The organism is Paenibacillus sp. PK4536 (assembly GCF_028594455.2).
Lineage (GTDB): Bacteria > Bacillota > Bacilli > Paenibacillales > Paenibacillaceae > Saccharibacillus > Saccharibacillus nuruki.
This window is the reverse complement of the sequence record NZ_CP126313.1, coordinates 4307592-4329634: the sequence shown is the minus strand read 5'-3', so window position 1 is coordinate 4329634 and position 22043 is coordinate 4307592. Positions and strand designations below refer to the sequence as shown.

Genomic DNA, 22043 nt, shown 5'->3' with positions numbered 1-22043 from the left:
GAGACGACAGCAAGGAGAGGATTTAGACATCCATGAAATTTGCCGTACTGGATTTTGAGACCACAGGTACTCAGTCCACCGATGATATTATTCAAGTTGGGCTTGCCATTATAGATCATGATTTAAGTATTTCCACCGTATATTCTTCTATGGTGAAGCCAGGAGTGCCTATTCCTCCTTTTATAGAAGGTTTAACCGGAATTAAAAATGAAGATGTAGTCGACGCTCCAGAGTTGGATGATGTCATTTTGGAGATGATTCCTCTACTAGAAGACGCTGTGCTTGTTGGGCATAACGTTGGGTTTGATTTAGGATTTTTACAACGAGCTTTGGATCAGACAGGATATTTGGCTTTTACAGGTCGAGTACTAGACACTATGGATTTATTGCGTATTTTTTTCCCGAATCTTTCAAGTTACCAGTTAAGTATGGTCAGTAAAGATTTAGGATTTGTCCATGATCGTCCTCACCAAGCAGATAGCGATGCGTTAGCGACAGCTCATGTATTTCTGAAATGTTTGGAAGAATTGAATGACCTCCCATTGATTACGGTACAACGATTATCCGAACTATTTGATAATCAGGATAGTGATTTAGGTTGGTATTTTGATGGAGTACGGATGGAGAAAGAAGCACAACCGATTCAAGATTTAGACGAACATCGCTTTTTCCGTCAATTGGCGTTAAAAGTAGGCGATTGGAATGAGATTTTACCTGCTCATGAAGAGCGTGGAAATATGCCACTTGCCGATGTGTCATTTGATGAATTTTTGGAGCAAGTGAAACAGAATTTGCGTAATTTACTTCCTCATTATGAAGAACGTGAACCGCAGAATCGGATGTTTGAAGAAGTGATCAAAGCGATGACGGATGATAAACATCTATTGATTGAAGCAGGAACAGGAACGGGCAAATCGTTAGGTTATTTATTACCTTCGATCTATCATAGTGTAAAAGAAAACGATCGTGTGATGGTAAGTACACATACGATTAATTTGCAAGAACAGTTACGAGAACGGGATATTCCATTACTGACTCAAGTGATTCCATTTGCATTTCGTGCTGCCGTATTTAAAGGACGCCAGCATTATTTGTGTCTGCGCAAATTTGAGCATAAAATAAATACAAAAGAATTTCAAAGTCCTAAAGAAGATGTATTGATTGCTGCTCAAATGATTGTCTGGTTAAATTCGACGGAAACCGGTGACGATGAAGAGCTGAATATGGGTAACCGTGGAGCCGATTTCTGGGAAACGGTAGCGAGTGATACCGATTCTTGTCTTGGTCGTGCATGTCCGTGGTTCCGCAAATGCTTCTACCATCGTGCGAAGCATGAAGCAGGTACAGCTGATGTCGTTATTACGAACCATTCCAAATTATTTACCGATGTCAAAGCAGGGCATCAATTATTGCCTGCTTACGATCGATTGGTGATTGATGAAGCGCATCATTTAGAAGATGTAGCAGGTAAGCACTTGGGTATGCATATGAAATATTTCACATTGGTTCATCCGCTACTTCGTTTGTTCAAAGACAGTAAAAATGGTCAGCTGGCTATTTTGCGCCAACAGTTAGGTTCATCTGGTAATGAGCGTGGTATGGATTGGGCGATAGCGATAGATAATCTATATCCTGAAATTGTAGATGTCAAAGAAAATTGGGACAAATTGAGCGAATTATTATTTGCTTTATTACCTCAGCGTAGTGATGCCGCTCCAGGAGAAGCTGGACAATTTACATTACGTTTGTTACCTGAGAAGCAACCGACAGAATGGACGGTAATTACGGATTTGGAGAATCAGATCCATATCGGACTGAGTCAATTGATTCGTAAAGGCGAACAAGTAATGAATCAGATCAAAGAAAGCGATGAACAGTTGGGCACAGATAGTCTGGTGACTGATGTATCGGGTCTATTCAAAGATTTGACTGTCGTTCGAGACGATCTACGTCAATTTGTGAAGCTGGAAAGTACAGATACGGTCTACTGGTATGAAGCCAATGGAAATTACCGTAGCAAGTCTTTACAGATGTATGCTGTGCCTGTGGATGTGAGCAAGCAATTGAAAGAGTACTTTTTCGATAAAAAGAAAAGTATTATTCTAACATCCGCAACCCTATCAATAGAAAAGAAATTCCAATATATGATTGAACAACTGGGACTTGTCGAAGCGGAAAAAGAAGGCAGATTGATGACTGAACAGTTATCTTCACCTTTTAATTATCGTGAGCAATCGCTATTGTTGATTCCACGTGACTTTCCAAGTGTCAAAGGCAGTGTCGGTGATGCCTTCTTTGTAGATACATTAGCGAACTCGTTAGCAGAGACTGCCAAAGCAACGCAAGGACGAATGATGGTTTTATTTACCTCATATCGAATGCTCAAGCAGGTGTATGAGCCATTAAAAGAGAAGTTATCACATAGTGATATTGCTGTATTTGGTCAAGGCGTTGATGGAGGGAGTCGGACGAAGCTTACTCGTAGATTCCAGGAGCGTTCTGCTTCTGTATTGCTTGGAACAAGTAGCTTCTGGGAAGGTGTCGATATTCCGGGCGAAGCATTAACATGTCTGGCGATTGTACGATTACCTTTTCAACCGCCCAATCATCCATTGCTAGAAGCCAAAAGCGAACGGCTTAAAAAAGAAAAGAAAAATCCATTTATGAAATTATCTGTACCGCAAGCAGTTATCCGTTTCAAACAAGGTTTTGGTAGATTAGTACGGACATCTAGTGATCGGGGAATCGTTATTGTCTATGACACTCGTGTGATCGAGTCCTATTATGGCAAGCATTTTCTATATTCATTACCCGGTCCCAAAATGGAACATATGCCGACAGAGCAGATGGTACCCCGTATTACAGAATGGCTTAGCCAGGCCGAACCTGAAAAGGAAACTGTAAATCAAGAGGGGGAGCAAGCATGAAATCCGACAAAATATCAGAAGCAGTCGTGCGAAGACTACCTGTATACCTTAGATATCTGAACGAACTTCACACCCGTGAAGTTCCCACAGTGTCTTCGCAAGAATTGGGACAAAAATTAGATTTGAATCCAGCACAAATTCGCAAAGACTTAGCTTATTTTGGAGATTTTGGACGTAAAGGAATCGGGTATGATGTATCTTATCTGATTGAGAAAATACGTCATATTTTAAAATTAGATCAACAGATTAATGTTGCACTTGTAGGTGCAGGTAATCTAGGACATGCCCTTTCGAACTATAATATGTATTTGAAAGAAACGATGAAAATCGTAGCTGTGTTTGATTCTCTAGAACCCAAAGTCGGTTCGATGATCAATACATTAGTTGTACAACCGATCGAAGAACTTGGAGCAACAGTCAAAGCGAAAAGTATTCGTATTGGTATTATTACTGTGCCTAATATTGAAGCACAGCGTGTAGCAGATCAATTGATTGAAGCAGGGATCGAAGCCATTTTGAACTTTGCACCGATTATTTTGAAAGCTCCACCGCATATTCGTGTACACACTGCTGATTTTACAACGGACTTACTAAGCCTTGCCTATTATCTGGAAGATGGAAAGGAACATGAAACTAATGAATAACACCTCGAACAAATGGGTTATCAAAAACGGTATGTTTGCTGTAATGAGTGAAGAAAAATCGATGCTTTTCGGACATATGGTGATTGAAGATGGATGGATCACTTATCTTGGAGAAGAAGAGCCTGTGATTGAAGAAGGAACAACAGTAGTCGATGGTAATCATTTGTTCTTTATCCCGGGTCTAGTGAACAGTCATGGTCATGCGGCAATGTCTTTGCTACGTGGATATGGCGACGACCTTGCACTACAAGTATGGTTACAGGAAAAAATGTGGCCGATGGAAGCGAAGTTTACTAGTGACGATGTATACTGGGGAACATCATTATCTGTACTTGAAATGTTAAAAGGCGGTACTACAACATTCTTGGATATGTATGATCGTTCAGAGCGTGTTGCTGAAGTCGTAGAGCAATCAGGAATGCGTGCTGTATTGATGCGTGGTGTTATCGGCTTATGTTCAGAAGAAGAACAAAAGCAAAAGTTACAACAATCTATCGACTTTGCACGGGATTGGCACGGTCAAGCTGATGGACGTATTACAACGATGATGTCTCCACATGCGCCGTATACATGTCCTCCTGCATACATCGAACAATTTGTACAAGCAGCACATGACTTGGATTTGCCGCTGCATACACATATGTCTGAGACGTTAGCTGAAGTACAATTAAATGTAACTGATTATGGATTACGTCCTGTAGCTCATTTAGAGAAATTAGGATTTTTCACGCGTCCAGCCCTTTTGGCACATGCTGTTCATTTGAATGATGAAGAGATCGAAATGCTTGCGCAACATAAAGTAGCTGTTTCGCATAATCCGGGTAGTAATCTGAAATTAGCAAGTGGTGTTGCTCGTGTTCCTGATTTATTGCGTGCAGGTGTAGTCGTTTCTTTAGGAACAGATGGCCCGGCAAGTAATAACAACTTGGATATGTTTGAAGAGATGCGTTTGGCAGCTCTTATTCATAAAGGAGTATCCGGAGATCCAACAGCAGTACCTGCATTAGAAGCATTGAAAATGGGTACAGAATACGGTGCGAAATCTGTATTTTTGAATGACGTAGGTACATTTGCTGTCGGTATGAAAGCCGATATTACGGCATTAAATGTAGATCAACCGCATTTCTTGCCACGTACTGATTTTATCTCACATACCATTTATTCTGCATCAGCTAAAGATGTATTGCATGTCTGGGTAGATGGTAAGCAATTAATCAAAGATGGTATATCATTAACACTGGATGAAGAAAAAATTCGTCATGAAGCCCAAAGTGCTTTTGAAGGTTTGCTCAAACGCTAACCGGAAGTCGACAGGAAAGGATGGCGTGTTTTGCGAAATTTGGGAAGTGGAAAATGGATTGCAATCATTATTGTAGTAGTAGGATTGCTTGTATTAGGTGTTAATCAATTTTATGTTCATGTTATGGCGCAGCCATGGAGTAAAGAGCAGCTGGCGATAAACAGTGCACAGGAAAAGGCTGATATCGTATCTGTGACACGTACATTTAATTCTGTCTGGACAGATACTTCAACGTATTGGGTAGTTGAAGGTAAGAACACAGCACAAGAAGACCTTATGGTCTGGGTGAAGTTCAATATTGATGGCTCAGTCGCTGAAGGTGCTAATGCCGTACATGTTGAGAAAACAGCAGGTACAGTGACATATGAAAAAGTAAATGCTTTACTACAAAATGATCTGCCTGGAGCAGAAGCTGTACGTATTGTTCCCGGTTCATTCAAAGGAAAATATGCATGGCAAGTCTTTGCCAAACTCAATGAACGTTACTATTATATTTTTTATAATTTCCGTGATGGAGCTAAATTAAGCGAACCCATGGAACTGCCCGCAACATTAAAAGGAACAGGTCAAGAAGATTGACACAAGAAGAGTAAACCAAAAAAGCATGATCTTTTGAATTCAGCGTATGAATTCATCCAGATCATGCTTTTTTTGTTGCAGTGGAGGTATATAGGATTATAAGCGGAATTGTAAAACAGTGCTTTGTAATTTCTCCGCCATCGCATGAAGTGTAGCCGTATGCGCTGTACTTTCTTCAAGGAAAGCTAACTGCTCTTCTGTAGCCGCACTTACACTTTCGGTATTTGAAGCGACATGATCGGTTAATCCTGAAATGTTTTCCATCGATTTTACAATTTTCTCCGAATGACCGGATAAATGATGAAGCGAATCAGTGACTTCTTTAATCTCGGCGGTTGTATGATCGGTCAAAGTTTTGATCGTATTGAACAGATTGCCTACAGAATGGGCAGCCGTGATACCTTGACTCACTTCTTTAACCATACTTTCAACCGATTCAGTTGCACCTCTAGTCTCATTCTGAATCGTATTCACGAGTTCTTTAACACGTTTAACAGAATCATTGGTTTCATTGGATAGTTTGCGAATTTCGGAAGTTACTACAGCAAATCCACGTCCATGTTCTCCAGCCCGAGCCGCTTCAATCGCAGCATTCAGTGATAATAGACCTGTTTGAGAAGCGATAGAAGAAATAGCATTATTGATTTCTTCGATTTCACTAGAGCGTTTGTTAAGCGACGAAATAATGATTTCCAGCTTACTCATCCGTTGCTGAATTTGATCCATTTGATTCATAACATGAGATATTTCTTTATCACCTAGTAAAGCTTGTGTCTGTGCTTGTTGAGCGACATTCATTGCTTGTTGACTGCTTTGATCGATCTGCTGAATATCTTTATTCACATCATATACAGCTTGTAGACCGCCTTCAACAATTTTGACCTGATCTTGGGTACTATTTGAAAGGTCTGACATAATATCAGCTACATGTTCTGCTGCTTTGCCTGTTTCAGACGTTCCACTTGCTACATCTCTAGAAATAGAAATGACCTGTGCTGCATTATCATTAATTTCATGAACGAGATGCCGCAGATTATTTTTCATACTGTTAAAAGAAAACGCTAGCTCGCCTAGTTCATCTTTTTGCTTGACGGTTACATCTTCAATATTAAGATCACCTGTAGATATCGCTTTAGCCGCTTTATTTAATTTCTGTAAAGGCTTGGAGATTAGACGAGAAATAATGATACCGATGATAATAGCTAGAGCAAAGTTAATAACGCTGATCGTAATTGCCAGTTGACGAGCATGTAATACTTTTTGAAGATTTTCATTTTTAGCAGTTTCCATAAGAGCATCTTGCTGATCTGAAAATTGTTGAGCAAACTTAACAATAACACTACCTACAGGAATAACGCTTGTAATGATATCGAGATAAGACTGATCCAGTTGTGTAGGAGGAAGGTTAAATAATTCTTGAGCATGTGTTTTGTAGTAGTCATTCATTTTGAGCATATAATCTATTTTTTCAGTATCTTCAGTAGAGACGACTAGACTTTTCATATCTGTTAAAAGTTGAGTCGTCTGATCGTTGGTACTTAATAATTGAGAACCATAATAAGAATCACGACTTAACATATAGGTCTGCATATATCCATTTTGACTGGTCGCATAAAATTTCAAATTATCAGCTTGCGATTTAAGTGTGACATAACGATCTAGAATTGTACTCATTGATTTTTGTATTTGTTGTAGAGACATAATATAAATGACTCCTGCACAGCCAGCAATCAGGGCAATGGCAAGAAATCCAGCTAAAAGCTTATGCAGGATAGATAGACGCATCAGAGACCACTCCTTTATATATAATCATTTCCATTTGGCAATATACTTTTCTGTATTGGCTTCGGTAATTAATTCATAAGGAATAATGATTTCTTTTTCGACTTGTTTACCATTTGCAGCTTCGATCGTAGTTTTGAGCCCTTGAGATCCTTGAGCAGCCGCATTTTGATAAACAGAGACGTTTAACTTATTGGCTTTCATAAAATTAAGAGCGTCCATCGTACCATCGACACCGGCAAATATAATATTTTGATCTTGACCTTCCACTTGTGCCGCCAAAATAGCGCCAATAATCATTTCATCGTTATTGGCTACCACCGCATCAATTTTTTGACCGGATGCTAACCATTTAGCCATCAATGCCATACCTTTAGCACGATCATAATTAGCGGTTTCTTCAAAAACGATCTTCATATTCGGATATTTGGCAATAACGTCCTTGTTACCTTGAGTACGGTTTATCTGTGCATCACTGCCCATATCGCCGTTCATAATGGCAATATTACCTTTGCCACCTAACAATTTAGCCACTTCGTTCATTTGAAGTGTACCGGCAGTCAAAGAATCAGAGCCGATGTAAGATGTGGTAGTTGTTAATTCTTTAAATGTACGATTTACCGCAATAATAGGAATATTCGCTTGATTAGCTAAATCTACAATCGTTTTGGAAATAGTAGCGTCCATCGGTAAAAAAGCAATTGCTTTGACATCCTGAGCAATAAATTCTTTGATTTGTTGAAGTTGAATAGAGGGATCATTTTTGGCATCTGCATAAGTGACAGTGACATCAGGTTGTGTTTTGGCATAGTCTTCCATACCAGCCTCTACATAACTGATAAAGCGATCATTCATATCTGGAATAGATACACCAATAGTGATCTTTCCTGCTGTGTTAGTCGTAGTTGTAGGAGTTGTTGCTGTTGCTGTAGTAGAAGAGGCAGTAGAATTGGTTGAAGCAGGAGCTACAGAAGGGCTAGAAGTACAACCCGAAATAAGCACAATCAGAGCGATCAACAAAAGAGCGGGGGGAAACCGAAAAAATACGCGCATTGCCTAACCTCCATACTATTCATTTTTAGAAATATATAACGTTTACATTTTGAGAACAATTTAAATGAGGACAAAATGTGACAAGATATAAAGTATATCGACACAGGGTGTATTTTTAATAATAGGGAGTTTTATTTATTTTAAAGGGGAAAAGAGAAAGGGCTGAATATTACTAAAAGTAGTGCTATTAGAAATCAAAAAACACATATGATATACTAGATATAGATAAATAAATGTGAACATAACAAAAAACCTATCCATTAACTGTTACCGATAGGCTAGAAGATGCCGAAATAAAATATATGTTGCTATGTACATCATGTTGACTACATTAAAGGAGGACGTATATGAAACTCCGTATCATGCCTATTTTTATTACTGTAATCGTATCTGCCACTGTACTTTTTGGTGGATGGTTTACGTATCGTCAGCTGACTCTCTACAGTCCGCTAACAAAAATTGTACAGAACTATCCTGGGGTCAATAACTCTCATATTAGTATTAACCCAAAAGAAGTCATGTTGAAACTCGATCTTGCACCTTCCGCAGATTTAGGTGGTTTGGTACAACTATTGAATAAGCAAGGAACAGATATTTGGGGAAAACGTACACTTCAACTTGAAGTCACTGATCACTCCAATACAGAACTAGATAAAGTATGGGAAAATGCAATGTTCTCTGTCTCTCAAGCAATGGCTACTCAAAAATACACTGAAATTCCGCAAACGGTTGAAAATATTATGCAAGCCAATAAAGATATTCAAGTGAAAGCAGAAATGGATGAACGTAATGTATACGTATCTTTGAGCAATGGTAAAGGAAGCAAATTCCTGATCTTGCCACGTCATTCCCAAGTCACAGGAGGAAGCGCCTAATGCCTAAATCAACAAAAGAGATTGTTATTGGATTTGTACCTGTATTACTCATTTTTCTTATTTTTATAGGGTATAATATTTTACCATTACTATTGATTGCTGCTCTGGCTGGTGGAACATTTTTGGTTCTGCAAATGCGTGGTGGATTAGCTGTAGGTGCTGCTCAAGAACGCAAACGTAAAAAAAATGGTCCGCTCAAATTAACGTTTGAACAAATTGGTGGTCAGGACAATGCTAAGCGCGAATTGCGTGAAGCCCTTGATTTTCTTGTTCGTCATGATGAAATGAACAAATTCGGAATTCGTCCGTTAAAAGGTATCTTGCTGACAGGTCCTCCGGGGACAGGTAAAACATTGATGGCCAAAGCGGCTGCTCATTATACCGATTCTGTGTTTGTAAGTGCTTCAGGTAGCGAATTTGTAGAAATGTATGTCGGTGTTGGTGCAGGGCGTATCCGTGATCTATTCAAAGACGCTCGTACTCGTGCCGCCAAAGAAAATAAGCAAAGCGCGATTATTTTTATCGATGAAATAGATGTTATTGGTGGTAAACGTGAAGGTGGACAACAACGTGAGTATGATCAGACGTTGAACCAGCTGTTAACCGAGATGGATGGGATCTACAGTAATGAAGCTCCACGTATCCTAATTATTGCAGCAACCAACCGTAAAGAAATGCTTGATAGTGCATTGTTACGCCCGGGTCGTTTTGATCGTCATATTCAAGTGGATCTACCTGACAAAAAAGGTCGTAAGCACATTCTAGAGCTTCATGCAGCAAACAAACCGCTTGGAGAAGAAACGGATCTGGATAAATTAGCAGAAGAAGCATATGGATTCTCTGGGGCTCAATTAGAAAGCGTGATGAATGAAGGTGCAATCTATGCGATGCGTCAGAATGCAGATCATATTTTGCAAAGTCATTTATCTATGGCGATTGATAAAGTCATGATGGGTGAAAAAACAGATCGTGAATCCAGTGTCGAAGAAAAGCGTCGTGTCGCTATTCATGAACTAGGACATGCGATTATGGCTGAAGTGGTTCGTCCGGGCAGTGTAGGACAAGTAGCGCTTAGTCCACGTGGACAAGCACTGGGTTATGTACGTCATAATCCTGCGCAAGAACAATACTTGTATACGAAGCCATTTTTGGAAGAGCAGATTATGATTGCTCTAGCTGGAGCGGCGGCTGAGGAAATGTATTATGAAGGACGGAGTACAGGTTCTAGAGGTGATTTTGATCAGGCACTCAGTATTGTACAAACGATGATGGAATCGGGATTGACCAGACTTGGAATTGTAAGTATGAATATGGTTCCTAAAGAACAACTAATGAAAGAAAATAATACAATTCTTGAAGATTTAACCAGACGTACCAAGGAAATTCTAGATAGTCGCCGTCTTATTTTTGACACATCTTTAGACATTTTGTTAAAAGAAGAAGTGTTATCTGGCGAACAATTTCGACAACAGTTCAAGAAAAGTTCAAATGTACCAGCATAATTTAAAATGCTGGTACTTTTTTTTTACTTTTTGCCTGCGCTACGCTATTATTAGATGTTGGAGAGCATATCAAAGCCTGACGTTACGTTTTGATTTTTTAAGCTTTAATATACGTGTACATCCGATCAATTGCAATCGATCGATGTATTAGGTATGAACGTAAGCTATAGAAAAGAAGATAACTAATTAAAGGCTTCAAAGGATATAGACGGAGTAAAATGAGTCTATACACTTTATGAATATTGGAAGGGTGGAAAGAAACCATGAATTTTAAAAAAGTCGGCGTTATCGGCGGCGGTACAATGGGACAAGGTATTTCTGAAATGCTTGCTAAGAAGGGCATCGAGGTCTTACTTGTTGAGAAAACACAGGACAAGCTGAACCATGCTTGGGATATGATTGAGACGAGTCTAGACAAACAAATGGAGAAATGGGCATTAACTCATGCAGAGAAAAAATTGATTTTGTCCAAAATCGCTAAAGTGACTCATTTTGCAGATCTAAGTTCATGTGAATTGGTTATTGAGACCATCAGTGAAGATCCAGAAGCGAAAAAAGAAGTCTTTGCTCAATTGGATCAAGTATGTCCAAGCAACGTTATTCTGGCAAGTAACACATCTACACTGAGCTTAACAGAATTGGCTAGTTCTACAATGTACCCAGAACGCGTGATTGGGATGCACTTTATTTATCCAGTATCCAAAATTGATCTTGTAGAAATCATTCGTGGTCTTCGTACATCGGATCAAACGTTTGAAGTGACAAAGAACTTTATTGAGCAAACAGTAAACAAACGCGGAATCATGGTCTATGAATCTCCTGGATTTGTAACAAGCCGTATTATCTGTTTATTGATCAATGAAGCATTGCATGTACTTGAAGAAGGTGTAGCTTCTGCTGAAGATATCGATGATTCGATGCGCATTGGTTACCAATTCCAATATGGTCCGCTTGAAATGGCTGACCGTTTCGGATTAGATTCAGTCAATGCAGCACTTGAGCGTATGTTCCGTGAATATGGAGAGCTGAAGTACCGCCCGGCAATCATTTTGAAAAAAATGGTGCGTGCAGGTAGTCTTGGCGTGAAAACAGGCGAAGGATTCTTCAAGTATGACAAGGATGGTGACCGGATATGAAAGTACTCGTAATTAATGCAGGTAGTTCTTCTCTAAAATACCAATTGTATAACATGACAGACGAAAGTGTTCTAGCTAAAGGACGTGTAGAGCGAATCGGAATGGATTCTTCTATCCTTGTGCATGAGCCTACAGGCGGCGAAGAATACAATACAGTAAGCGAAATTCTAGATCATACGATTGCAATCCGTCGTGTACTAGAAAGCTTAACAGATGAAAAACATGGTGTTATGAAATCTGTAGATGAAATTGACGCTGTAGGACACCGTGTAGTACAAGGAGCAGAATCATTTAAAGAGTCTGTTCTTGTAGACAAAGATGTAAAAAAAGAAATTCGTCGCTTATTCGATCTAGCACCTCTTCATAACCCTGCACATATTATGGGGATTGAAGCTGTTGAATTGAATATGCCTGATGTACCACAGGTGGTTGTATTTGATACAGCATTCCACCAAACGATGCCTGAAAAAGCATATTTGTATGCTATTCCTAAAGTACTTTACAAAAAACACAAAGTACGTCGTTACGGATTCCACGGCACTTCTCACTATTATGTAAGTCTAGCAGCAGCTGAATACCTCAAACGCCCGTTAAAAGAACTTAAAGTCATCACTTGCCATATTGGTAACGGTGGTAGCTTAACAGCGGTTAAAGATGGTATTTCTGTAGATACATCTATGGGTATGACACCGCTTGAAGGTTTAATCATGGGTACACGTAGTGGTGATTTGGATCCAGCGATCGTACCTTATGTCATGAACAAAGAAGAACTGAGTATTGGCGAAGTTAACTTTATGTTGAACAAACATAGTGGACTGATGGCTATTTCAGGTTCAAGCAGTGATATGCGTGAAATTACAGATGCGATGGCAGAAGGCGATGCAAATTCAACACTTGCTTTTGAAATGTTTGAATATCGTTTGCGTAAATACATCGGTTCTTATGTAGCTGCTATGGACGGTGTAGATGTAATCGTCTTTACAGCAGGTATCGGTGAAAACTCTGCAATCGTTCGTGAAAAAGTATGCGAAAACTTAACGTATCTTGGTGTGAAATTAGATCCAGAATTGAACAAAATTCGTTCTGGTGACCCACGTCGCATTTCTACACCGGATTCTAAAGTAGAAGTACTGGTTGTTCCTACCAATGAAGAACTTGTGATTGCACGCGATACGTACAAGTTGATTCAAAAGTAAGAAAAACTACAGATTATAAACAAGCAGATGTTTATTGTATAATGATTTAAAATAGGTAAATGGATGTTATTCAAATGATTTAAATCATGTTAACATAAGAGATTCCCAGTAGAAATCAAAGCAAAGTCGTTTTTTGCTTTGATTTCTTGCTGAGAATGACCTTTTTCATATACCTATTTCATTGATATGGCTCAATAAACAAAAGGGAGAGTATATAAATGTCGACCAAAACCGTTATAAAAAAAGTAAATGAGCATGTTGAACAGACTGTCACGATTGGCGCATGGATCAACAATAAGCGCTCTAGCGGTAAAATCCAGTTTTTACAATTACGTGATGGTACCGGTTATATTCAAGGCGTTGTTGTAAAAAGCGAAGTATCTGAAGAATTGTGGAATGATGCTAAAAGCTTAACGCAAGAAAGTTCTTTGTATGTAACAGGAATCATTCGCGAAGAACCACGTAGTAAGTCTGGATATGAAATGACTGTTACAGGGATTGAAATTATTCATTTGACTGAAAACTATCCGATTACACCTAAAGAGCATGGTACAGATTTCTTGATGGATCATCGTCATCTATGGTTACGTTCCAACAGACAACGTGCTGTTATGGTGATTCGTGCAGAAATTATTCGTGCAGTACAAGAATTTTTCAACGACAATGGATTTACGAAAGTCGATCCACCTATCTTGACTCCGTCTGCGGCAGAAGATTCTACAGAATTGTTCCATATCAAATACTTTGATGAAGATGCTTATCTGACTCAAAGTGGACAGTTGTACATGGAAGCAGCAGCAATGGCATTGGGTAAAGTGTATTCATTTGGTCCTACATTCCGTGCAGAGAAATCCAAAACACGTCGTCACTTGATCGAGTTCTGGATGATTGAGCCTGAAATGGCATTTACAGATCATGAAGAAAGCTTGCGTGTACAAGAACAGTTTGTAGCTTATGTGGTACAATCTGTACTTAAAAATTGTCGCACTGAATTGGAAACGTTGGAGCGTGATATTTCTAAATTAGAAAATATTCAAGCGCCATTCCCACGTATTTCATATGATGAAGCGATTGAATTCTTAAAAGGTAAAGATTTTGATATTCCTTGGGGTAATGACTTTGGTGCGCCACACGAGACAGCGATTGCTGAAGCCTATGACAAGCCTGTATTTATTACCAACTATCCTAAAGATATCAAAGCTTTCTATATGAAACCTGATCCTCAACGTCCTGAAGTGGTATTGTGTGCGGATATGATCGCACCTGAAGGATATGGAGAGATTATTGGTGGATCACAACGTATTGACGATCCAGAGCTAATGAAGCAGCGTTTTGAAGAACATAACCTGACTGAAGAAGCTTATAAATGGTATCTTGATCTACGTACTTACGGAAGCGTACCGCATTCTGGCTTCGGTCTAGGTCTAGAGCGTACGGTAGCATGGATTTGTGGATTGGATCATGTCCGTGAAACCATTGCATTCCCACGTATGTTGTACCGTCTGTACCCTTAGTCTCTGCGTAGGATGATGTCTAATCGTAGAGCAATAGAAAGGGTGAATCACATGGGCGGAGAACAATGGAAGTCCTGGTCTAAAGGTGCTGCCTTTGCTTTGGGCTTGCAGACGGCGAATGTGCCTTATGCATTGCTCAAATATTATCAGGCATTAGATCTGGATGATGCGGAAGCAATGTTGCTCATTCAAATTCTATCTTTTCGACAAGTTGAAAATAATGAATTCCCGACACTTGAAGAACTACAATGGAGAACAGGAGCAGATGCTTCTCTGATCGCTACTCGTATCCAGAAGTTAATGAAGTCAGGGTTTGTATTAATTGAAGATGAAGAAGACCCGTTAACAGGCATTCGCTATGAGCGTTATGATCTAAGCGGATTGTATGAGAAACTGGGCACTGTACTGGCTACAGAGCAGCAGGATATGATTGATTCTTCAGACGTCTTACCTGAACCTGTCAAACCGATGTCCAAAGCAGATAAACAAGCAGAGAATGAGCGCAACCTTTTTATTATTTTTGAAAAAGAATTTGCTCGTCCGTTATCTCCAATGGAATGCGAAACGATCTCCAGTTGGATCGATCAGGATCGGTATGCTGAAGAATTGATTTTAATGGCGCTCAAAGAAGCTGTATTTGCAGGTAAGCTTCATTTTAGATACATTGATCGTATTTTACTGGAATGGAATCGTAACCGTGTACGTACAGTAGAAGACGCTAGAGCACACACACAGAAATTCCGTCAACGATAAGTTGGTAGGATCTGTTTCATGGCTATTAATAAATAAAGTGTAAAAAAACAAAAGGCTGTTTCCTCGATAATATTTGGGGAAACAGTCTTTTTTTGTGTTAGATCTATTTATCTAATGTATAGAAGATCAAATATAGAAATTTATGAAATAGAAGAAGAGCAGATTTGTGCTCATTTAGATGAATAAAAAGACTACATATTTTAGAAAATATTTGGAGAATCTATATGAACAAAATAGACTCAAAAAGGTAAAAAAGAAGATTTTCTAAAAACTTTTTAAATATTTTTTATGCTCAAAATCTTCTTTTTTTGGAGTCATTTTGATATAAATATAAGGAGGATCTAAAAGAAAATATTTAAGATTATTTATTCAATAAAAAGAATGAATATACATTATCCTATATTTGGAAAAAGGAGTTTGTCTGTAATAAAAGAAGATTGAAAATTATAGCTAGCTAGTTAGGTGTGAGGTATATATAACATGAAGAGTGATGTAGTAGATTGATTGCTAGTATAAATGATAAAAGAGAAATGTAAAAATAAAAACAACTGATTACAGAGTAACCAAGGGATTTACATAGGGTAGCAAACCTAAAAAGGATATTTTTCAAGTGAAATGCAAGAATATAGAGAGAGATTTATAACTTTAAAAGTATTTATATGATAATATTTTTATATAAATAACGCTTGATATGTTAATTAATATAACATCATTACTAAAATGTGTACAGAATATGTACAAAAAAGAAGCAAATCAGAAATGTAAACGGAATGTGAAAAAATATACAGTAAATATTAAAATGGTAAAAAGTTTATGAAAAATGTAAGCGCTAAACTAATTAGGTATGTTTCTATTATGTAGTTACATTTAATTTTGCAAAATATAATAAAAATCATTTCAGTAGGGTTGCAATTTATTTGAAATAGGAGTAAAGTTACTTTTGCCCTGATAAACAAGTACTGAATACTTACAAATACATGACTACTACCTCATAATTATTCATAAGAAGCTAAAGTGGTTAGCGTATAGAGTGATCTAAAATCAACACAAACACGTAACACATAGTAATACAAAATAAAACATTCAATTAGGAGAGATACAAAATGATGAACAGCAAAATTCAAAAAGTATTATTGTCTACAGTAGTAGCAGCAAGTTTGGGAGCAGTATCCGTAGTAGCACCTTTGGGAGCACACCAAGTATCTGCTGCAACTAACGATTCTAACCATGAGAAAAACAAAGACAAAGCAGAAAAACGTGCTGACAACGCTGCTTACCAAGCTGCTGTATCTGCACAAGTAAATGCAATGTTCGGTTCTTCTAACGAAACAACAACTGCTCCAGAACAAGAAAAAACAGATGCCGCTAAGACACCTGCTACTGAAGCACAAGCTAAAACAAATGTAACTGTAGTTGTTCCACAAGGTGCTAGCCTTACTGAAATCGCTGCTCAATATGGTGTAACTGTAGATGAGTTGATTGCTGCTAACAATCTTCTTCCAGCTGGATACCAATTGACTATTCCGCAAAAATAAGATTTATCCATCTGATCGGCCAAGAGCATAGGATAGAAAAATACCAATAAAGATATACATGAAGCCATCTACTGCCATAGATGGTTTCTATTATGGTATTTCTTATACGAAATGCAACATATTCAAGTGAAGCAATGCAGATCAATTCGTTCATCTGTACGCTTGTTGTTAATTTATAATCAGTATACGGGTATTTGTGATGAAGGGCAACAACAAATTGTGTTTTACATACAAAAAAAGCTGACATTAACCATAATGTCAGCTTTTTTGTACGTTTTTTTCAAATATTTCCAAAATGATAACGCTTCATTTAAGAAAAATGACCCTAATATTGATTTTTATATCTTCAAACACGAACGGATTACATGTAAGAGAGAGATTAATTTCGTCTATAAGAGTAAATCATCTAATCCTATAGACGAAATCATCACTTCATCGATCTTTTAAAAGGCACAGAGACCCTTTTTATTTTCTTAGCAGCAAATCACGATAGATGTACTCAAAAATAAACTCAAATGCTTCTAGATGGCGTTTGGCTTCAAATGCGTTTTGACCCCAAGCATAGATACCATGTCCACGTAACAGAATACCTGGAATCGATTGATTCAACACACCCGATACCAATTCAGCAATTTTAGGAATTTCAGCATAGTTAGGAAGAACAGGAATCGTAATCGCAGCATTTTCTTCCCAGATATTGAATGCTTTTATTAATTCTAATCCTTGAATCGGAACTTCACCTTGTTCACCAAAATATTCGCTTACTAGATTATTGAATACGGTGTGTACATGGAATACGGCACCACAACCGGTTTCACGATAGATTTCGCAATGAATTAATGTCTCTGCACTAGGCTTCAGCCCGGTAGTCTCACAAGGACGACCATCTTGATCTACAAATAAGAAATCAGACGGTGTACTTACTGATTTGTCTTTACCACTTGCTGTAATGGCAAAATGGAAGTTCTCAGGCGTGTAGTCGCCTACACGAAGCGATAAGTTACCGCTTGTACCTGGAAACCAATGTCTTGCAGCGAATTGCTCTTTGATGCCACTTAGCTCTTGTAATGCCGCTTGCTTATGCTCTAAAGGAATATTAACAAAACTCATGAATGTATCGCTCCTATTCGTTGTCCAAAATCTGAAATAATATCATGGAAAGTATGGAAAGGTACATGATCAACCCCTAGTTCTACACATTTGTCTGTTAAGACAGAGCGTGAGTAGACCAGATCAGCAATCTTAGCTCCTTCAAAATCAGTTAAGCTATCTCCAATAAGGATACGCTCATATTGATCCGGTGAAAATTGACGCATAACCGTCGTTTTACACATTCCGCAATCATTTTGACAATGTTCATCACAAGGATGAGTCCATACAATCTCAATATGTTCACCACTAAAGTCAGCACCGTTACAGAAAATATGATCTTCTGCAATATCAAAAGGAGCTAATAATGGTTTTAAGAAAAAGTCGATTCCACCGCTGGTCACATAAAAAGGAATTTGGTGGCGATGAACTAAAGCTAGAAAATCGCTAAATCCTTCACGAATACCGGCTGTATTCATCACATAATCCACAATTTCTTGCTTTTGTGAAGAAGGCAGTAGTGCAAACATTTTACCTACACCATCACGAATCGAACGTTGACCTCCGACGACTTCATTCATAATCTTTTCATATCCAGGAGGAGAGAAATGTTTCATAATCGCAACAATATTGTCGGAATTGGTAATCGTACCATCAAAATCACAAAAAATAATCGGTTGTTTACTTACACTCATCGTTCTCCACCCCAAAGTTCTAATGCTTGTCTAAGTTCTTGATGTCCTTGAGCGGCATGATCAGCAAGTGAAGTACCTGCCAAGGCAGCATCTATAGCTTGTTGGAAAGCTCTACCACCCGCGCTAGCACCTTCGGGATGACCGTGAATACCGCCACCAGCATTAATAATTACCTGATGACCAAAGTCTTTCAGAATCAACGGTACAAGCCCTGGATGAATACCAGCCGAAGGTACAGGGAAGCTATGCTGGAAAGGCAAGGCTGGGGATACCAGTTGCTCCCGAATTGCCATATTTTCTGCTTTGGGCATAACTACTGAGCCATAAGGAGAAGGGAATAATACAAGATCAGCACCCGCAATACGCATTAATTGACCCAGTAACACCGAAGCTGAAATCCCATAATAAGTCGATGGGTAATAAGCGCCTGCAAGCGATGGATGTGCCATAATTGGAATATTGATCTCAGGATCACGTGCCAGTTCATGAAGCACATCGTAACCATAAGCTAATACATTAAGAAGTAGAGCATTGGCTCCTGAATCGATTGCTTTTTTGGCTTGTTCTTTTAATTTAAAAGTATGACCGGTTAGATTGGCAGCATATAGTACTTTTTTGCCTGTTTGTGCTTGTACATCATCGGCAGCTTTACGGCAAGCAGCCACACGTTTTTCGATCGGTGTTAATTCATTTTCAAATAAAATTTCATCGTCTTTAATTAGATCCACGCCACCTAGAGCTTGTGCTGTAAATTGACGTGTTAATTCATCCAGATCATGACCGATCACTGATTTGAAAATACTCATTAATAACGGACGTTCAGGAATACCTAGAATATCACGTACCCCTTGGATGCCAAATTTAGGGCCCGTAAAAGCACTTAAAAACGTATCTGAGAATTGTAAGTTGGTTAATTTGATCTGACCATCCATCGAAATTTTACCAAATACCGTAATTAATAATGCAGGAATATCGGAACTGAAGTTAGCATCAGGGTAAGCGATCTGAATATCCGCATAACGCTCACCTTGTTCGGATTCATTCACCTCAACAGAAATGACTTCACCTAGATGCTTTTTCATAGATTCTTGCTTGGCGGCAGGTAATTCGGTCCAGCTACCGACCGTCATCCCAATTGCAATTGAAGAAGCTTTTTTATGAAAATCAGCTTGGCTATCATAACAACGATAAGAAGCTATACAATAACTCATGAATTGTCCTCCTTGAGTGCAGCACCCATCTCACGAGAACGTTCTGCACAGCGTTCTACACCACGTACAATCGTGTCTTGCATATGTGCATCTTCAAATACTTTGATCGCCGCTGCGGTTGATCCATTAGGAGAAGTAACTTTGGCACGCAGAGCAGCAGGTTCTTCACCGGTTTGTTGTACCATATGAGAAGCACCAATTACGGTCTGAATCGTAAGTTCACGTGCTTGCTCAGCAGATAATCCGCCTTCGATCCCTGCACGAATCATCGATTCCATCACATAATAAATATAAGCAGGGCCACTTCCTGAAATACCGGTCAACGTTTCCATTTGAGATTCTTCAATCTCAGTTACCGTACCGACAGCTTCAAATAGATGATGAACTAATTGACGTTGTTCCAGACTCACTTCTTCCGAAAAGACTAGACCTGTGGCTCCAAGTCCGATACTACTTGAAGTATTGGGCATGGTACGTGCTACAGGTTGCTTGCGACCGAGTAAGTGCTGAATCGTACCTACTTCCAAACCTGCAATCACAGAAACAATCAACTGATCTTCTGTCAAAGTAGGTCCTAACTGACGAAGTGCATGAGCTGAATCGACAGGTTTTATCGCTAGTACAATCACTTTGGCTTGTTGCAAAGCGGCTGTACGTGTCGATTCTTCTCCAGCGACAGCAACACCGTAACGTTGTACTAAATAATCTAAACGTTCCTTATTTCCACGGTTTAGCATTGTTACGTGAGCAGGAACCACAACAGCTCGATTCACTAACCCTCGTAAAATTGCTTCTGCCATAGATCCTGATCCATAAAAACAAAGAGGTTCTGTTATTAACGTTTGTAAAGATTGAGGGTGACTCATCATTTTCATCCTTTCAAGCACTTGGTATTACAAGCGCTACATCTTCTAGTTAAATCAAATATGATTTTTGCAGAGCAAAATATCTTTTATGAACCTATGATTCATATTTATATTATTGACGAATTTGACCATTTCCGTAAATACGATATTTGGTCGAAGTGAGCGCAGGTAATCCCATAGGACCGCGTGCATGTAGTTTCTGTGTACTGATGCCAATTTCAGCCCCGAATCCGAATTCGAATCCATCAGTAAAGCGAGTAGAAGCATTATGGTACACAGCAGCGGCATCGACTTCTTGCATAAAGCGTTTGGCATTATTCTCATCAGCGGTAACGATACATTCCGAGTGCATCGTGCTATAGGTCGCAATATGTTGCAATGCTTCATCCAGATTAGCTACAATTTTGATATTCAAAATATAGTCATTATATTCGGTAGCATAATCTTGTTCAGTCACTTCTTTTGCCCATGGAATCAATTGACGTGTTCCTGCGCAACCCCGAATTTCTACCTGATCCTCACGTAAAGCTTCAGCAAGCGCGATAAAAGCAGTCTGGTCATAGTCTGTATGCACTAATAGTGTTTCCATCGAGTTACAGACGGAAGGACGCTGTACTTTAGCATTGATCGCTATGTCTAATGCCATCTGATGATCTGCTGTAGCATCAATAAAGGTATGGCAGATGCCTGCTCCGGTTTCAATTACAGGAACAGTCGAATTTTGAACCACATTTTGAATTAAAGAATGACCGCCACGTGGAATAATAACATCGATAATACCATTCAGCTTCATCATTTCATTGACAGAAGCACGATCTGCATCTTCGATCAGTTGTAAGGCATCACGTGGAATAGCAGATTGTTCAAGCGCTTGATGAAGCACTTCAACCATTTTACGATTAGAAGAAAGGGCAGCAGAACCACCACGTAGAACAACAGCATTACCGGTTTTGAGAGATAATCCTGCCGCATCGACAGTGACATTTGGACGAGCTTCATAGATAATTCCGATCACTCCAATAGGGACACGAAGCTTCTCGATAATCAATCCATTAGGACGTTCTAACGTTTCCAAAAGATCACCTACAGGATCATCCAGATCAGCGATTTGACGTAGAGCAGAAGCTATTCCTTCAATCCGTACGCTATCCAGACGTAGGCGGTCTAACATCGATTCCGATGTTCCTTGTGCCCGTCCACGTTCTAAATCTTCGATATTGGCTGTAATAATCTCATCTGTATGAGAGATGAGCGCTTTGGCCATGATCAATAACGCTTCATTTTTGTCATCAGTAGATAATGCACCTAGTCTAGTCGAAGCTTGTTTGGCAAGAGTGGACTTGTGTAATACTTCACTCATAATAAAAAACCTCCTCTATCCTAATA

General features: G+C 39.0%; 18 protein-coding genes. 11 read left to right on the top strand and 7 right to left on the bottom strand.

Annotated elements, in window-relative coordinates; all coding sequences use genetic code 11:
* Nucleotides 1-32: 32 nt before the first annotated feature.
* The 4 genes from dinG to PO903_RS19175 are packed head-to-tail and all read left to right on the top strand — an operon-like array spanning nucleotide 33 to nucleotide 5450.
* A complete protein-coding gene (gene dinG, locus PO903_RS19190; RefSeq protein ID WP_069327947.1) occupies nucleotides 33-2927 on the top strand; it encodes an ATP-dependent DNA helicase DinG in 2895 nt (964 codons plus the stop codon).
* Complete coding sequence (locus PO903_RS19185) at nucleotides 2924-3571, top strand: redox-sensing transcriptional repressor Rex (RefSeq protein ID WP_069327948.1); 648 nt, start codon at nucleotides 2924-2926, stop codon at nucleotides 3569-3571. Before dinG ends, PO903_RS19185 begins: the two co-directional genes overlap by 4 nt.
* Nucleotides 3564-4871, top strand: coding sequence for an amidohydrolase (locus PO903_RS19180; protein ID WP_069327949.1), 1308 nt, complete (start codon nucleotides 3564-3566; stop codon nucleotides 4869-4871). Before PO903_RS19185 ends, PO903_RS19180 begins: the two co-directional genes overlap by 8 nt.
* A 30-nt stretch (nucleotides 4872-4901) precedes the next feature.
* On the top strand, nucleotides 4902-5450 hold the full coding sequence (locus PO903_RS19175; RefSeq protein WP_069327950.1) for a cell wall elongation regulator TseB-like domain-containing protein: 549 nt from the start codon (nucleotides 4902-4904) through the stop codon (nucleotides 5448-5450).
* 96 nt (nucleotides 5451-5546) lie between these two features.
* On the opposite strand, the gene PO903_RS19170 is transcribed toward PO903_RS19175, so the two are convergent.
* Together PO903_RS19170 and PO903_RS19165 are read right to left on the bottom strand one after the other, a co-directional pair.
* Entirely contained in the window at nucleotides 5547-7235 is a 1689-nt protein-coding gene (locus PO903_RS19170; protein WP_069327951.1) for a methyl-accepting chemotaxis protein, read from the bottom strand.
* A gap of 24 nt (nucleotides 7236-7259) precedes the next feature.
* A complete protein-coding gene (locus tag PO903_RS19165; RefSeq protein WP_273594319.1) occupies nucleotides 7260-8285 on the bottom strand; it encodes a sugar ABC transporter substrate-binding protein in 1026 nt (341 codons plus the stop codon).
* Nucleotides 8286-8632: 347 nt separating this feature from the next.
* Between PO903_RS19165 and PO903_RS19160 the strand changes: the two genes are divergently transcribed.
* The 7 genes from PO903_RS19160 to PO903_RS19130 all read left to right on the top strand — a co-directional run bounded on the left by PO903_RS19160 (nucleotide 8633) and on the right by PO903_RS19130 (nucleotide 16796).
* Nucleotides 8633-9160, top strand: a complete 528-nt coding sequence (locus PO903_RS19160; RefSeq protein WP_069327953.1) for a hypothetical protein — start codon at nucleotides 8633-8635, stop codon at nucleotides 9158-9160.
* Nucleotides 9160-10662 (top strand): AAA family ATPase, encoded by a 1503-nt coding sequence (locus tag PO903_RS19155; RefSeq protein ID WP_069327954.1) that lies wholly within the window; start codon nucleotides 9160-9162, stop codon nucleotides 10660-10662. Before PO903_RS19160 ends, PO903_RS19155 begins: the two co-directional genes overlap by 1 nt.
* 263 nt (nucleotides 10663-10925) lie before the next feature.
* On the top strand, nucleotides 10926-11798 hold the full coding sequence (locus PO903_RS19150; RefSeq protein ID WP_069327955.1) for a 3-hydroxyacyl-CoA dehydrogenase family protein: 873 nt from the start codon (nucleotides 10926-10928) through the stop codon (nucleotides 11796-11798).
* Nucleotides 11795-12994 (top strand): acetate kinase, encoded by a 1200-nt coding sequence (locus tag PO903_RS19145; protein WP_069327956.1) that lies wholly within the window; start codon nucleotides 11795-11797, stop codon nucleotides 12992-12994. The genes PO903_RS19150 and PO903_RS19145 overlap by 4 nt, the downstream gene beginning before the upstream one ends.
* 218 nt (nucleotides 12995-13212) lie before the next feature.
* Nucleotides 13213-14508 (top strand): asparagine--tRNA ligase, encoded by a 1296-nt coding sequence (gene asnS / locus PO903_RS19140; protein WP_273594318.1) that lies wholly within the window; start codon nucleotides 13213-13215, stop codon nucleotides 14506-14508.
* Between the two features lie 51 nt (nucleotides 14509-14559).
* Nucleotides 14560-15261 (top strand): DnaD domain-containing protein, encoded by a 702-nt coding sequence (locus PO903_RS19135; protein WP_137220615.1) that lies wholly within the window; start codon nucleotides 14560-14562, stop codon nucleotides 15259-15261.
* A 1103-nt stretch (nucleotides 15262-16364) separates the two neighbouring features.
* Nucleotides 16365-16796 carry a LysM peptidoglycan-binding domain-containing protein gene (locus PO903_RS19130; RefSeq protein WP_241669238.1) on the top strand — a complete coding sequence of 144 codons (432 nt, stop codon included), beginning with the start codon at nucleotides 16365-16367 and terminating at the stop codon, nucleotides 16794-16796.
* Nucleotides 16797-17261: 465 nt separating this feature from the next.
* Here PO903_RS19130 and mtnB read toward each other — a convergent pair whose 3' ends face one another.
* The 5 genes from mtnB to PO903_RS19105 form a co-directional block, all read right to left on the bottom strand.
* Nucleotides 17262-17906 carry a methylthioribulose 1-phosphate dehydratase gene (gene mtnB, locus PO903_RS19125; RefSeq protein WP_069327960.1) on the bottom strand — a complete coding sequence of 215 codons (645 nt, stop codon included), beginning with the start codon at nucleotides 17904-17906 and terminating at the stop codon, nucleotides 17262-17264.
* A complete protein-coding gene (locus PO903_RS19120; protein WP_137220613.1) occupies nucleotides 17903-18580 on the bottom strand; it encodes a 2-hydroxy-3-keto-5-methylthiopentenyl-1-phosphate phosphatase in 678 nt (225 codons plus the stop codon). The genes mtnB and PO903_RS19120 overlap by 4 nt, the downstream gene beginning before the upstream one ends.
* Nucleotides 18577-19791 (bottom strand): 2,3-diketo-5-methylthiopentyl-1-phosphate enolase, encoded by a 1215-nt coding sequence (locus tag PO903_RS19115; protein WP_273594317.1) that lies wholly within the window; start codon nucleotides 19789-19791, stop codon nucleotides 18577-18579. Before PO903_RS19115 ends, PO903_RS19120 begins: the two co-directional genes overlap by 4 nt.
* Nucleotides 19788-20660, bottom strand: a complete 873-nt coding sequence (gene proC / locus PO903_RS19110) for a pyrroline-5-carboxylate reductase (protein WP_502921696.1) — start codon at nucleotides 20658-20660, stop codon at nucleotides 19788-19790. The genes PO903_RS19115 and proC overlap by 4 nt, the downstream gene beginning before the upstream one ends.
* 109 nt (nucleotides 20661-20769) lie before the next feature.
* Nucleotides 20770-22017, bottom strand: a complete 1248-nt coding sequence (locus PO903_RS19105) for a glutamate-5-semialdehyde dehydrogenase (protein WP_273594315.1) — start codon at nucleotides 22015-22017, stop codon at nucleotides 20770-20772.
* Nucleotides 22018-22043: the final 26 nt, after the last annotated feature.